Here is a 13,910-nt window from a genome sequence, read left to right as displayed (position 1 = left end):
GCCTGGTCGATCGTTGCTCCGCGAGTGGAGGTTGTCAGGCTGCGTCGGTGGCGACCGGTTCGCCGGCCAGTCGCCATTCGAGCATGCCCTCGGCCAGGCGCACCGCACGCCGGCCGCGGGCGGTGAGCAGCCGGACCGCGTCGTGGGCGAACACGCAGTAGGCGCCGCGGCAGTAGGCCACCACCTGGACCTCGGCGGGTAGCTCGGCCAGCCGGTCGGGCAGCTCGTCGACCGGGATGGAGACCGCGCCGGGGATGTGTCCGGCGACGAACTCAGGGGTGGGGCGCACGTCGAGCACTACCACCTCGCCGGCGTGGGCGCGGCGCAGCAGCTCCGCACGACCGATCTCCTCGGTGTCGGCCGCGCCCAGATAGCCGCGGCGAGCGACCTCGACGTCGGGCAGGTGCGCGGCCGCGACAGTGCGCAGCTGCGCGTACAGCGCGGCGACGTCGTCGTCGTGCAGCCGGTACCGGATCGTCGTGCCGTCCCGCGTCGTGGCGACCAGCCCGGCCTGGCGCAGCGTCTGCAGGTGCGCGGATGCCGTCGTCAGCCCCAGCCCGGCGGTGACGGCGAGGTCGGCGACGCTGCGCGGCCCCTGAGCGAGCAGGTCCAGCAATTCCAGGCGCTTCCCGCTGCCCAGCGCCTTGCCCACCCGGGCCAGCTGCTCGAACAGTTCCGTCTTGCGTCCCGCGTCACCCATGGACTCCTCCAATATCCCATGGAACAGTGTAGGAGAGGGGTGGGGCGGGGCGCCAGACCCCGACTGGGAGGACGGCATGAGCGACAACACCACGGCCGAGAACACCGGCGGCATCGAGCTGGCGGCGATCGTCGACGAGGGGTTGGGCAACTCCTGCTACCTCGTTGACCTCGGTGACGGGGCGGCGCTGGTGGTGGATCCGCCACGGGATCTGCGGGCGGTGCGCGCGGCTGCGGGGAAGGCGGGGTTGCGGATCCGGTTCGCCGCCGACACCCACCTGCACGCCGACTTCCTGTCCGGTGCGGTGCAACTGGGCCACGACGACGGTGCGGTCGTGCTGGCCTCGGCGGCCGGTGGTCGCCGGTTCGCCCATCGCGGGCTGGGTGACGGGGACGAGGTCGACGTCGGTGGGCTCACGCTGTGCGCGATCGGCACGCCCGGGCACACCGACGAGCACCTCTCGTTCCTGCTGCGCGACGGGGCCAGTCCGGCCGGGGTGTTCACCGGCGGGTCGTTGATCGTGGGTTCGGCGGCGCGCACCGACCTGCTCGGAGCCGACCGTGCGCAGGAGCTGGCCCGTGCTCAGTTCGGCTCGCTACGACGGCTGGCCGGGCTGCCCGCCGAGACGGCGGTGTGGCCGACACACGGGGCGGGCTCGTTCTGCTCGGCCCCGCCCGGCGCCGCGCGGACCTCCACGATCGGCCGGGAGCTGGCCACCAACCCGCTGCTGGGCATCGCCGACGAGGACCACTTCGTAGCGCAACTGCTCGGGTCGCTGGGCAGTTTCCCGCCGTACTTCCTGCAGCTGGCCGAGATCAACCGCGGCGGGCCTGCGGTGCTCGACGCCGCAACGACCGGGCGGCTCGCCGAGTTGCCGGTCTCCACGGTCGCACAGCTGAGCGCCGAGGGTGCTGTGGTGGTGGACGCCCGGCCGGTGCGCGACTACGCCCGCGCCCACATCCCCGGGGCGCTGTCGATCCCGCTGCGCGCGCAGTTCGCCACCTGGCTCGGGTGGCTCGTCCCCGCCGACGCGCCGATCGTTGTCGTGCGCAACCCTGATCAGGACATCGCCGAGCTGGTGTGGCAGGCGGTGAACATCGGCGTCGAGCAGGTCGTGGGCGAGCTCGCCGGCGGGATCGATGCGTGGAGGGCCGCGGGACGAGCCACCGCCAGCACCCGGCTGCTGCGCCCGGAAGAGATCGGCGAGCAGCACCGGGTGCTCGACGTCCGCCAGGACACCGAGTTCACCAGCGGGCACCTGCCCCAGGCGCGGCACATCGAACTCGGCTCCCTCGCCCAGGCCGCGCACGGGCTGACCGAGCTGACCGTTGCGCCGACCGTGCTGATGTGCGGGCACGGGGAACGCGCCGCGGGTGCGGCCAGCGTGCTCGAACGCGCCGGCCACCACGACCTGGCCGTCCTCGTGGGCGGACCCGCCGACTGGATGCAGGCGACCGGGCGGCATCTGGAGACGGGTTCGTGAGCAGCAGTACCGGGCGCGCGCAGCGGGCGTTGCGGCTGGGATTGCGCGAAAATCTGTCCCAGTTCGTGCTGCTCGTCGCCGTGAACGCGCTGGTCGGGGGCATGTACGGGCAGGAACGGCTGGTGCTGCCGCTGCTGGCCCGCGAGGAGTTCGGGCTCACCGCCTACACCGGAGTGCTGACCTTCATCCTCGCCTTCGGCGCCACCAAAGCCGTGGCGAACTACGTGGCCGGGACGCTGTCGGACCGCTACGGGCGCAAGCCGGTGCTGGTCGCCGGCTGGCTGCTCGCGCTCCCGGTCCCGCTGCTGCTGATCTGGGCACCCAGCTGGGGCTGGGTCATCGCGGCGAACGTGCTGCTCGGGCTCAACCAGGGCCTGACCTGGTCGACCACCGTGGTGATGAAGATCGACCTGGCCGGGCCCGCGCGGCGCGGCCTGGCGATGGGCCTCAACGAGGCCGCCGGGTACGTCGCCGTCGCGGCCACCGCGTTGGCCACCGGCTACATCGCCGCCCGGCACGGTCTGCGGCCCGAGCCGTTCTTCCTCGGCATCGCCTACGCCGCCCTCGGTCTCGGCCTGTCCACCCTGATCGTGCGCGAGACCCGCGACCACGCCCGGCTGGAAGCAGCCAACCATGTCGGCCACGCGGACGGGCGGCACGCCCACCTGCACGCCGACCTCAGCAGCCGGCAGATCCTCGCCCAGACCAGCTTCCGCGAACCGGCCATGTCCGCGGCCAGCCACGCCGGGATGGTCAACAACCTGATGGACGGGCTGGCCTGGGGACTGTTCCCGCTGCTGTTCGCCACCGCTGGGCTGCCGATCGCGCAGCTCGGCGTGCTCGCTGCGCTCTACCCGGCCGTGTGGGGGTTCGGGCAGTTGGTCACCGGTGCACTGTCCGATCGCACCGGCCGCAAACCCCTCATCGTGGGCGGCCAACTCCTACAGGCCGCCGCCCTCGCACTCGTCGCCCTCGGCGGCTCGTTCCCGGTGTGGGTGGTTGCCGTCGCGCTGCTCGGCGCGGGCACCGCGATGGTCTACCCGACCCTGCTGGCCACGATCGGCGACGTCGCCCACCCGGCCTGGCGGGCCCGCGCGGTGGGCGTCTACCGGCTCTGGCGCGACGGCGGCTTCGTCGTCGGCGCCCTGGTCGCCGGTCTGATCGCCGACGCCTACGGCCTCCCCGCCGCGGTGTGGGCGGTCGCCGCGCTGACCGCCGCGTCCGGAATCGCGGTCGCCGTGCGCATGTACGAAACCCACACCGGAGCCGGCCGATCACGAGCGACGCGGAGCAAGCCGGACGGGACTACGCCGCGGAACTGATCACTCAGCGAGCGGATCGGGGCCAGAGTGGGCGGTGGCGAGGAGGTGGAACGAGAACGGGGTCCGTGCCGCCGGGAACATGAACCGCTCCACCCGGTCCACGGTGAAACCAGCCCGCTCGATCGCCGCGATGGGGTCGCGGCCGGTGTGACAACCACCCGCCAGCGCCGGCCAGAACGTGGCGTCCATCAGCCGCTGCACCCGCGCCAGCACGGGATGCCCGTCGGCGCGCCCATGTTCCAGCACGCGCAGCCGGCCACCCGGTCGCAGCACCCGCCGCGCCCCCGCCAACGCCGCGACAGGGTCGGGGACCGAGCACAGCACCAGACAGAAGACCGCAGCGTCCACGCTGTGGTCGGGGATGGGCAGGCGCTCGGCCAACCCGTCGACGACCTCGACCGGAACCGGCGCTTGCGCCGCCGCGCGCTCGGCGATCGCGCGCAGCCGTGGTTCCGGTTCCACGGCCAGCACGGCGGTGACCTCCGGCGGGTAGTGCGGGAAGTTCCCGCCCGGGCCGGCGCCGATCTCGATCACCTCACCGGCGAGGCCGGCCAGCAGCCGGCGGCGGTGCTCGACGAGGCCACCCTCGTCCATCGCCCGCGCCATCCGCGGATACAGCCGCGCGAACACCGGATGCTCCACGGCCGTCATTGTGCTCACCAGGTGACCGGGAGCTCGAGCAGCCCACCGGTCAGTGTCGCAGTGTTGAACCGCAGCCCCTCCACCCCCACGGCCAGGCGCATGCCCGGGAAACGCGGGATGAGCTGGGCGAACACGGCATGCAGCTCGATCCGGGCCAGCGGCGCGCCGATGCAGAAGCGGGCGCCGTGCCCGAAGCTGACGTGCCGGGCGCCGTCGCGGGCGACCTCGAACCGGTCCGGGTCCGGGAAGACCGCCGCGTCGTGGTTGGCGGCGCCGGTGTCGAGCAGGACCAGCTCGCCGGCGCGGACGGTCTGTCCGGCGATGTCCAGGTCGGTCCGGGCGTAGCGGGGGATGCCGCCTCCGCCGGTGCTGCGGGTGCGCAGGATCTCCTCCACCGCCGCCTCGATCCGGGTGGGTTCCTCGCCCAGGGCATGCCACTGGTCCGGGTTGGTCAGCAACTGCACCGCACCGGTGCCGATCGAGACCACAGTGGTCTCGTGCCCGGCGAACAGCAGGAACATGCCCATCGCCGCCGCCTCGACGTCGCCGACACCCTCGGTCTGGCTCAGCCGGGAGATGACGTCCTCGCCCGGCTCGCGGCGCTTGCGCGCCACCAGCCCCTGGCCGTAGCCGAACAGCTCGGCCAGTCCCCGCTCCGAGCGCGACCGGTCCCGTACATCGGCGGCCGCCTGTGTCCAGGCCCGGAACCGTGCCCGGTCCTCGTAGGGCACACCGAGCAGCTCGCAGATCACCGCGATCGGCAACGGCAGCGCCAACGCCTCGTTCAAGTCGGCCGGCGGCCCCTGCTGCGCCAGCTCATCCAGCAACGTCGCGGTGAGCGCCTCCACCCGCGGGCGCAGCTCACGCATCCGTTTCGGGGAGAAGTGCGACTGCAGCAGCGACCGCATCCGGGCGTGGTCGGTGTGCTCGGTCTCGAAATCACCCATCGGCCCGCCGAACAGCGCCGATTCCCCAGTCCGGGCCGCACTCCCCGGATCGGGGTGCGCCCGGCCGAGACGCTCGTCGTCGAGCAACTGACGCACCTGCTCGTAGCCGGTCACCAGCCACGCCTCATCCCCCACCGCCGTCCGGACCCGATGGATCGGGCCCGCCGCCTGCAGCCCACGCAGCAGCGCAGGCGCCTGCAATGGCGACGGCTGCTCGAACGGCAACTGCGGCACCTGCACGGCACGCATCATGACGACCTCCTAGTGCACAGCGTTTTATAGACTTTGATGTGCACAAGCTACTTGTAGACTCCACAGTCAACAAGAGGGGTAGGCGTAGATGAGCGACGAAGGCCGCACCGAACATCCGGTGACGAGCGCGGCGGCACCGGTGCGGCGGCTGCGCCGGGCCGACCGGCGCGAACAGATCCTCGACGCCGCCACCCGTGCGTTCGCCCGCGCCGGGTTCACCGCCACCAGCCTCGACGACGTCGCCGCCGAAGCCGGGATCACCCGCTTCCTGCTCTACCGGCACTTCGACTCCAAGGCCGACATGTACCGGGCCGTCCTCGACCGGGCATGCCACCGGCTCGAGAACAGTGTCGGCGGCGACAACTTCGACGAACACTCCATCCCGGCCCTGCTGCACGCCGCGGCCGCCGACCCCGACGCGTTCCGACTGCTGTTCCGCTACGCCGCCCGCGAACCCGACTTCCGTGACCTCACCGACGGACTCACCGCCACCGCCACCGACGTCGCCCGCGACAACCTCGCCGCACAGATCCCCGACGGCCCCTGGCTGGACTGGGCAGCCCGCCTGATCCCCACGCTCACCATCGAAGCCGTGATCGCCTGGCTCGACACCGGCCAACCCGACCCCCAACACGCCGCCGACCGCATCGCCCGCGCCGTCCACGGCGTCATCCACGCCGCCCAGACCGACCCCGCAGCGACCCGGTCACTCGGACACTGAGCGAGCCCGGTCCCAACCGGACCGGCTTGTGGGGCAGTGTGCAGCTTCGCCCCGAGCGCGGCGGTCGGTGAGGAACACCGGTCCAGCCCGACGGTGCGGTGAACCGGGCGTGGATAGCGCTCACGAGGGCGCTGTCTCGTAGGCTTCGAATGCAGTGAGCAGGCAGTCCGCGACGGCGGCCGAAGCATGCACTCCCGCGCCGGGGCCCTCATCGGTCGGCCCGCGCGCAACTCGTCCAGCCGGGCGTTGACCGTGGCGTTGGCGGACTTGTCCCACCGGCGGGAGAACCAGGTGCCGATCCGGTCGGCGGTCGCCTCCTCGTCCAGCACCGCCACGGGCGTGCCCGCGTCGAGTTCGGCAATCAGCGCTCGCAGCGCGATGCCGTAGGCGCGGGCGTTGTTCGCGTTGGGCACCTCGGCGAGGAAGTCGTCGACCGGGCTGGAGAGCGTCGATCCGGCCATACCGACGTCGAGGTGGTGGACGGTGCCCACGAGTCACTCCCGGTGCTATCGCAGATAAGCAGGTGGAGTCGCCTCGCCCGGCCAGCTCGGTAGATCCGCGACGGTCTCGTGCCTCGCGGGGGTGCGTACTCGTCGATGATCGAGATCAATGGCTACGGCGGGGCAGCCCTACTGGCCGCGTGGTCGCGACGCGAGCTCGGTGCGCGGTGGCGCCCGCCCCGCCGCGCCAGTTCCGGTTCGGGCGGAAGCAAGCGGCGCGCGCGAAGCGACCGCAACGCGACAGCACAGAGGATTCCCAGACCGATCAGCGCCAGCCACGGCAGGGCGCTGAGGCCGCGGGACCGGGCAAGATCGAGGGCCCACCCGGTGGCGAGGTTGCCGACGAGGATCCCCACGCCGCAGACGGTGTTGTACAGGCCGTAGTGCGTCGCGACCAGGCGATTACCGGACAGGGAGACGATCGTGTCCATCTCGAACGGGAAGACGATTGCCGTTCCGAGTGCAAGGATGGCCGCCGCGGCGATCAGAGCGCAGACCCCGACGACAGTGGCTGTTGTGCTCGTCGGGTCCATCGGCAGCGATTCGCCGATGAGGAGCGGGACGAACGCGACGCCGAGCGCGACCAGTCCCATGGTCATGGACCGTCCAGCACCCCAACGATGTCGGCACCACGCGGTGATGCGCAGTTGACCGAGGATCGTGACGAGCCCGGACACCGCGAACACCGCCGCGACGGCGGCACTCGCTCCAAGATCGGAGGTGGTGACGAGACGCGCCTGCAGCGGGAGCGCGAGGTACACCTGGAACGACAGCACGTAGGACCCGATCATCGCCAGCGAGAAGAGCACGAAGGGTCGGTTCGAGGCGACAGTGCGCCATTGCGCCAGCAATGAGCCGCCGCTGCTGTCATCAGTTCCCGTCCGCTGTGGAAGCGCCCGGATCTGCAGCACCGTCAGCACTGCGAACACCCCCGAGGCAACCGCGCAGGTGAGCGAGAACGCCACCCCGGTCAATGCGAGTCCGATGAGCGGACCGAGCAGGATTCCCGCCTGATAGAAGACGCTGAACAGCGCGAACGCTTCCACCCGGCGGTCACCGGCGTCGGCGGCGAGATAGGCGCGGACAGCAGGGTTGAACAGGGCCCCGGCGAACCCCGTCGCGGCCGAAGCCGCGATCAGCGCCGGGAGCGAGTCCACCACGCCCAGCAGGCCGAATCCGATGGTCCGCAGCGCACATCCGGCGACGATGAGCGGCTTGTATCCGAACCGGTCGGCCAGGCTCCCGCCGAGGAGGAACATGCCCTGCTGCGCGAAGTTGCGCACACCCAGGACCAGACCCACCAGCCACGTGACAAGACCGAGATCCTCCGACAGATGCGCGGCGAGGTAGGGCACCAGCATGTAGAAACCGATGTTGATGGTGAGTTGGTTGAGCAACAAGAGCCGCACCGGTCGGGGAAACGACCGGTACTGGGCCAGGACGTGCATCAGCCGATCGTCCCCGCCCGCGAACCGCTGAGCAGCGGATCGATCACGGACCCACACCTGGTCCATCGATCCACCTCACGGTGGGTGGGATGGACAAGCAGATCGGGTTCGTCGGCGGGCGTCGCGTCGAGCAGCCCCCGGGAGCGGCAGTACTCGTCGTTGTAGATGGTGTCGAAATAGCGCTGCGGTCCGTCCGGGAAGATCGCCGCGATCCTGGTCCCGCGGGAATGGGTCCTGGCGACCCAGCCGGCCACGAGCCCGACGGCGCCCACGCTCCAGCCGCCACTGGTGTAGCTGGACGCGGCGAGAGCTCGGCAGGCCCACACGGCCTCTGCCGGAGCGATCCAATGCACCTCGTCGAACGCGCCATAGTCGACGTTTCGTGGATAGATGCTCGAGCCCAGTCCGCGCATCAGCCGCGGCCGGGGCCGTTGGCCGAAGATTGTGGATCCGATGGTGTCGACCCCGATCAACCGCAGATCCGGGAGATGGCGACGCAGCACGCTCGCGATGCCGGCGGAATGGCCTCCGGTTCCGACCGAGCACACCAGCACGTCGATGCGACCGAGTTGCGCGAGCAACTCGTGCGCCAAGGGCGCATAGGCCGCCGCGTTGTCGGGGTTGTGGTACTGGTCGGGGCTGAAGGAGCCCGGTTCGGCAGCCAGCAGTTCGTGGACCCGCCGGCGCCGGGCCTCTTGCCAACCTCCGCCGGGGCACGGCCGCGCGACGACGTCGACCTCGGCGGCATAGGCCCGCAGCATGCGCTGCATAAGAGGCTCCATGTCGGGATCGGTGACCAGCGTGACCGGGTGTCCGAACGCGATGCCGGCGAGGGCGAGGCCCAGCCCGAGGGTGCCGCTCGTCGACTCGACGATGCGCGCACCGGGCCTGAGCTGGCCACGTTCGCGCGCCCGGCCGATCATGTGCAGAGCCGGGCGGTCCTTCATTCCGCCAGGATTGGCGCTCTCCAGTTTCGCCCAGAAGCCACAGCCGGCGGGAGCGAACGGTTGGTCGATGAAGACAACGGGGGTGTTACCGACCGCGCCGATCAGGCTTCGGGGTGAGTCGGCTGGTGTCGGCGAAGACTCAAGCAGTGAAGGCATGGATTGATTCGCGTCTTCCTCGTGTGCGCCCGCGCAGACGCGGGGCCGGGCTGGATCGGCCAGTCAGATCCGCAGCCGCGCAACTGGCGCGACAGCGCTCAGCCGCTCAGGTCCGAAGCACACTCACGAGGAGCAGCACTGCCTGCCCGTCACGAGGTCCCTGTCCCGGTCGAACTCCGAGACTGGTGAGCCGCAGCTGACCCGCGAGATCGTTGCGACGATCTCCATCCGGAGTGCCGCGAGACTCGAAGAACTGGGTGAAGAGCGTGCGTGACTGGGATGTCATCGCGACCAGATCGTCTACGCGACCGCCCGCACACCCGCCCGAATCGTGAGAATCAACGTGCAGCGCCACCGAGTCGACGCCCGCCACCGAGCTCGCATCCGCCGTCGCTGGGCATCCTGGAACCACGACGACCAGCAGCAGCAGCACGACCTGGACGAGCAGCGCCCCGAACCGGGCCACGCCCAGTGCGGCATCTCGCCCGACCCGACTGCTCACAGTAGTGGAACGTAACAGTGTGCGATCAGTCGTCGTTGGGCATCGGCATCACCTGATCGGGGCGTGTTGCCGCCGCTAGCGGGCCACCCACTACCGCCGCATCGACCCGACGGGCGTGGCGCTGGGGCCGCTGCACGGGCCGCATTCTCCCACGCCGTCACCACCATCGACGATCACCGACGAGGACCGCGGGCAGATCCTGGCGATGCTGGCCTCGGCGACAACCGGGACCTGGCAATCCCGCAGGCCTAGGCGCGTGAGCTCGACGAAGGCCGCTACCGGTGCTCACAGTCGAGCATGTACCGCATCGCCCGCACTGCGGAGCAGCGCGGGGAGCGACGAGCCCAGGCCACGTACCCGGCCCGGATCCGCCCCGAACTGGTCGCCCACAGCCCCAGCGAGGTGTGTGGTGAACAGGGGGCCAGCGGTATCCGCCCACCCCAGGATCCCGCAGGGCTCTCGGGCGTACCGCGGTCTGCTCGGTCACCCGCACGTGACGGCCGGAGCGACCCGGCCGGGCCGGTCATCCGTCGGCCCGAGGTCGCGCCGGCACAGCACGACCGGGCTCGGACGACGGATCGGGTGGCGGGTGCGGTGGAGTGGCCGGTCGAGGGCGCAAGACGAACCACAGCGCAACGAGCACGAGGCCCAGACCGGCGGCGGTCCAGCCGCTGGGCCGCTCGCCGAGCAGCACGACGGCGAAGCCGATGCCGAACACCGGTGTCAGGAACGTCCAGGCGCTCAGGACGCTGAGCTCGCAGCGCTGGGCTTCGCGGAACCACACCACGAACGCCCACGCCGTGCCCAGCAGCGCAAGGACCGCCAGTATCGCGACGAACCGTGGGGTCCAGGTGATCCGCGGTGCTCCTTCCACCATCGCGGCGAACGCGGCCAGGCCAGCGCCGCCGAGCAGGAAATGCCAGCCGCTGACCATTACGACGTCGAGGGTCCCGATCCGCCGCGACAGCAACGTTCCCGCGGTGATAGCGGCAGCGGCCAGCAGCGACAGCACCGCTCCGGTGCCGCTGCCGCCCGTCCCGGCCACCAGTACCAGCCCGGCGAATCCGGCGCCCAGCGCGACCGCGGTGCGTGCGGACACCGGCTCCCGGTAGAGCCACCATGCGGGGAGCAGGATGAGCAGCGGCTGGGCGTTGGCCAGCACCGCGGCCACCCCCGCGGCCAGCCCGGCCACTCCGGCGAACATGGCCGCGAAGGCGATCCCGGAGTTCGTCACAGCCAGGGCCCCGACCAGCGCCCAGCCCTGCGGCGTGCGCGGGCTCCGGCGCCGCTGCGCCGTCCCGTAGACGAGCAGCGCGAGCCCCGCCACCCCGGACCGCAACGCCGCGAACCACAGCACCGGCGCGTCCCGCAGGCCCCACCGGATCCCGACAAAGCACAAACCCCACACCGCGGTCACCGCCAGCATCGCGGGCACCGACGGCCGCGTCGCCGCCCGCGCAGTGCCCGGGCGCACGTCACCGGCCATCAGGGCACAACCCGTCGTTGCAGTGGCCGCGCCGCAGGTTGGGGAGGCCTTGACCCGTCGTCCTGCCCGATTCGCGGCACCGCGCCGCAGAGTGCCGACGTGGCGTCATGGTGCGGCCAGGGCCACGAGCAGTCCGAGTACCCACAGGCCGGCGAGCCCGAGCAGCGCCCACCTGAAGTCTGAACGGATCATGAAGTTGACCGCGGCCATCCAGCCGATCGACGTGACTCCGGCCGCGGCCACAACGACGAGGGCGCCGGTGCTGCCGTCCTTCCCGCGCTGCGGGCGCCTGCAGCCAAGCCCCCGCCGCTATCCGACGGTGGTCGGTCGGGCGGCGGGCGTGACCGGGGCGGTGTCGGGTTGAGCGGGTGGCCGGGGTAGCTGGAGTCGTTTGAGCAGCAGCGCGTTGACCGCGACGAGGAAGCTGGACCCGGACATGGACAGTGCGGCGATCTCGGGGCGCAGGACCAGCCCGAAGGCGGGTTCGAACACCCCCGCGGCAATGGGCAGCGCGATCGCGTTGTAGCCCACGGCCCAGGCCAGGTTCTGGCGCATCTTCCGCCGGGTCCCGCGCCCGATCCGCAGTGCCGTGGGCACATCGAGCGGGTCCGAGCGCATCAGCACGACATCAGCAGTCTCGATCGCGACATCGGTGCCGGCACCGATCGCGATCCCCAGATCGGCCTGCGCCAGAGCGGGTGCGTCGTTCACCCCGTCACCCACCATCGCCACCCGCCGCCCGTCCTGCTGCAGACGGGTGATCTGGGCGGCCTTGTCACCAGGCAGCACCTCGGCGATCACGGTGTCGATACCGAGCGGACCGGCGATGCGCCGCGCGGTGGCGTCGTTGTCACCGGTGAGCATGACGACCTGCACACCCATCTCGTGCAGGGCGGCCACCGCAGCGGCGGCGGTGGGTCGGGGGGCGTCGGCCAGCGCGAACAGCCCGGCCGGGCGGCCGTCCACGGCGACCAGCACGGTAGTCCGCCCGGTCGCGGCGAGTTCCTCGCGGCGGGCGGCCAGGTCGCCGAGCTCGACACCTTCGCGGTCCATCAGCCGGCGGTTGCCGACCGCGACCCGGCGCCCGTCGACGGTGGCGGTCGCACCGTGGCCGGGCACGTTCTCGAACCCGGTCACCGCCAGCCGCTCGGCGTTGTGGTCCTGCGCGTGCGCGACGATCGCGCGGGCGAGGGGGTGTTCGGACTCCCGCTCCACCGCCGCGGTCAACCCCAGCAGCTCACCGTCGCCCATGCCCTGGCTGAGCAGGTCGGTGACCTCAGGTTCGCCCTTGGTCAGGGTCCCGGTCTTGTCCATCACCACGGTGTCGATCCCGGCGGAGGCTTCCAGCGCGGTGGCGTTCTTGAACAGCACCCCGCGCCGCGCCCCCAGCCCGGTGCCGACCATGATCGCAGTGGGGGTGGCGAGACCGAGCGCGTCGGGGCAGGTCACGACCACGACGGTGATCGCGAACAGCAGCGCAGCGGTGAGCGGCTTGCCGGAGAACAGCGCCCACGCCGCGAACGTGGCGCCGCCGCCGATCAGGGCGACGAGGACCAGCCAGAAAGCGGCCCGATCGGCCAACCGTTGCCCGGGTGCCTTGGAATTCTGGGCCTGCTGCACCAGCGCGACGATCTGCGCCAGCGCGCTGTCGGCGCCGACCTTCGTCGCCCGCACCCTCAACGTGCCGTCGGTGTTGATGGTGGCACCGATGACCTCGCTGCCCGGGGTCTTGTGCACCGGCACGCTCTCCCCGGTGACCATGGACTCGTCGACGTCGGACTCGCCGTCCTCGACCGTTCCGTCCACCGCGATCTTCGAACCGGGACGCACCAGGAGCAGGTCACCGGTGACCACCTCGGCGGTGGGCACCTCGACCTCGACGTCGTCGCGCAGCACCACCGCGTGCGGTGGGGCCAACTCCAACAGCGCCCGCACCGCGTCGTTGGCGCCGCCGCGGGCGCGCATCTCGAACCAATGCCCGAGCAGCACGAACGCGGTCAACACCGTCGCCGCCTCGTAGAACACCTCACCGCCGCCGGTCAGGGTGACCACCAGCGAGTACACCCAGCCCGCACCCACCCCGACGGCGACCAGCACCATCATGTCCAGGGTCCGGGCCCGTAGCGCACGGACCGCGCCGTCGAAGAAGATCCACGCCGAGTAGAAGATCACCGGCAGGCTCAGCAGCAGCGAGAACACGTCATCGCGCAGCCCGAACGGTGCCGCCACGGTGAACCCGAACACCTGCCGTCCGATCGGGGACCACAGCAGCACCGGCACCGACAACACCGCGGCGAGCAGGAACCGGTTGCGCATGTCGGCGACCATCGCGGCCATCGACATCGAGCCGTGCCCGCCGTGGCCCATCATCTCGTGCGGCGACACCTCCGGAGCAGGCTCGTTCCCCGCAGCCGGCGCCGCGACATGGCCGGAGTGGGCATCGTGGCCGATGTGTGCGGTGTGGTCGGTGGGTTCGATCAGCGGGTCGCAAACGTGGGAGGGCACCGACCGGCCCGCGCAGTGGTAGCCGCAGTCGCGGACCCACCCGGCCAGCTCGGCCACCGATGTCTCGGCCGGGTCGTAGCTGATGGTGGCGGTCTGGGCGACCGGGTTGGCGTCGACCGCCCGCACCCCCGGCCGGCGCCCGAGCACGGCCTCCACCGTCGCCTTCTGGGTGGCCCACTGCACCCCGGACACCTCCAGGACGGCGGTCTGGGCGGTGGGGGTCATCGGGGGCTCCTCGTGCTCGGCGGGTAGTCGGTTGTGGCGAGGGTGGCGGGTGGCGGGTTCACGACGTGGTGGTC

At 71.4% G+C, this 13,910-nt stretch carries 12 protein-coding genes; 3 read left to right on the top strand and 9 right to left on the bottom strand.

Annotated features, from left to right (window positions below; genetic code table 11):
• Positions 1 to 34 precede the first annotated feature (34 nt).
• Positions 35 to 700 carry an ArsR/SmtB family transcription factor gene (locus tag ACFPFQ_RS46740; RefSeq protein WP_379629770.1) on the bottom strand — a complete coding sequence of 222 codons (666 nt, stop codon included), beginning with the start codon at positions 698 to 700 and terminating at the stop codon, positions 35 to 37.
• Between the two features lie 76 nt (positions 701 to 776).
• On the opposite strand from ACFPFQ_RS46740, the gene ACFPFQ_RS46735 reads away from it, so the two are divergent.
• The gene (locus tag ACFPFQ_RS46735) at positions 777 to 2,183 is read left to right on the top strand and encodes an MBL fold metallo-hydrolase (protein ID WP_379629769.1); all 1,407 of its coding nucleotides are present in this window, start codon (positions 777 to 779) and stop codon (positions 2,181 to 2,183) included.
• A complete protein-coding gene (locus tag ACFPFQ_RS46730) occupies positions 2,180 to 3,505 on the top strand; it encodes an MFS transporter (RefSeq protein ID WP_379629768.1) in 1,326 nt (441 codons plus the stop codon). Before ACFPFQ_RS46735 ends, ACFPFQ_RS46730 begins: the two co-directional genes overlap by 4 nt.
• On the opposite strand, the gene ACFPFQ_RS46725 is transcribed toward ACFPFQ_RS46730, so the two are convergent.
• Both ACFPFQ_RS46725 and ACFPFQ_RS46720 read right to left on the bottom strand, forming a co-directional pair.
• A complete protein-coding gene (locus ACFPFQ_RS46725) occupies positions 3,506 to 4,156 on the bottom strand; it encodes a class I SAM-dependent methyltransferase (RefSeq protein WP_379629974.1) in 651 nt (216 codons plus the stop codon).
• Positions 4,157 to 4,161: 5 nt separating this feature from the next.
• Positions 4,162 to 5,346, bottom strand: a complete 1,185-nt coding sequence (locus ACFPFQ_RS46720; RefSeq protein WP_379629767.1) for a cytochrome P450 — start codon at positions 5,344 to 5,346, stop codon at positions 4,162 to 4,164.
• 88 nt (positions 5,347 to 5,434) lie between these two features.
• On the opposite strand from ACFPFQ_RS46720, the gene ACFPFQ_RS46715 reads away from it, so the two are divergent.
• The gene (locus tag ACFPFQ_RS46715; RefSeq protein WP_379629766.1) at positions 5,435 to 6,067 is read left to right on the top strand and encodes a TetR/AcrR family transcriptional regulator; all 633 of its coding nucleotides are present in this window, start codon (positions 5,435 to 5,437) and stop codon (positions 6,065 to 6,067) included.
• A gap of 613 nt (positions 6,068 to 6,680) precedes the next feature.
• On the opposite strand, the gene ACFPFQ_RS46710 is transcribed toward ACFPFQ_RS46715, so the two are convergent.
• The 6 genes from ACFPFQ_RS46710 to ACFPFQ_RS46685 all read right to left on the bottom strand — a co-directional run bounded on the left by ACFPFQ_RS46710 (position 6,681) and on the right by ACFPFQ_RS46685 (position 13,836).
• Entirely contained in the window at positions 6,681 to 8,015 is a 1,335-nt protein-coding gene (locus ACFPFQ_RS46710) for an MFS transporter (protein WP_379629973.1), read from the bottom strand.
• Positions 8,015 to 9,118 (bottom strand): PLP-dependent cysteine synthase family protein, encoded by a 1,104-nt coding sequence (locus ACFPFQ_RS46705; protein ID WP_379629765.1) that lies wholly within the window; start codon positions 9,116 to 9,118, stop codon positions 8,015 to 8,017. Before ACFPFQ_RS46705 ends, ACFPFQ_RS46710 begins: the two co-directional genes overlap by 1 nt.
• Positions 9,119 to 9,224: 106 nt before the next feature.
• Entirely contained in the window at positions 9,225 to 9,551 is a 327-nt protein-coding gene (locus ACFPFQ_RS46700) for a hypothetical protein (RefSeq protein ID WP_379629764.1), read from the bottom strand.
• A gap of 592 nt (positions 9,552 to 10,143) precedes the next feature.
• The gene (locus tag ACFPFQ_RS46695; RefSeq protein ID WP_379629763.1) at positions 10,144 to 11,106 is read right to left on the bottom strand and encodes a DMT family transporter; all 963 of its coding nucleotides are present in this window, start codon (positions 11,104 to 11,106) and stop codon (positions 10,144 to 10,146) included.
• 105 nt (positions 11,107 to 11,211) lie between these two features.
• Complete coding sequence (locus tag ACFPFQ_RS46690) at positions 11,212 to 11,349, bottom strand: hypothetical protein (protein WP_379629762.1); 138 nt, start codon at positions 11,347 to 11,349, stop codon at positions 11,212 to 11,214.
• A 66-nt stretch (positions 11,350 to 11,415) separates the two neighbouring features.
• The gene (locus tag ACFPFQ_RS46685; protein WP_379629761.1) at positions 11,416 to 13,836 is read right to left on the bottom strand and encodes a heavy metal translocating P-type ATPase; all 2,421 of its coding nucleotides are present in this window, start codon (positions 13,834 to 13,836) and stop codon (positions 11,416 to 11,418) included.
• Positions 13,837 to 13,910 lie beyond the last annotated feature (74 nt).

This window comes from Pseudonocardia sp. GCM10023141 (assembly GCF_042653605.1).
Note: the sequence above shows the minus strand (reverse complement) of the source record. Positions and strands in the feature narration are given on the sequence as shown.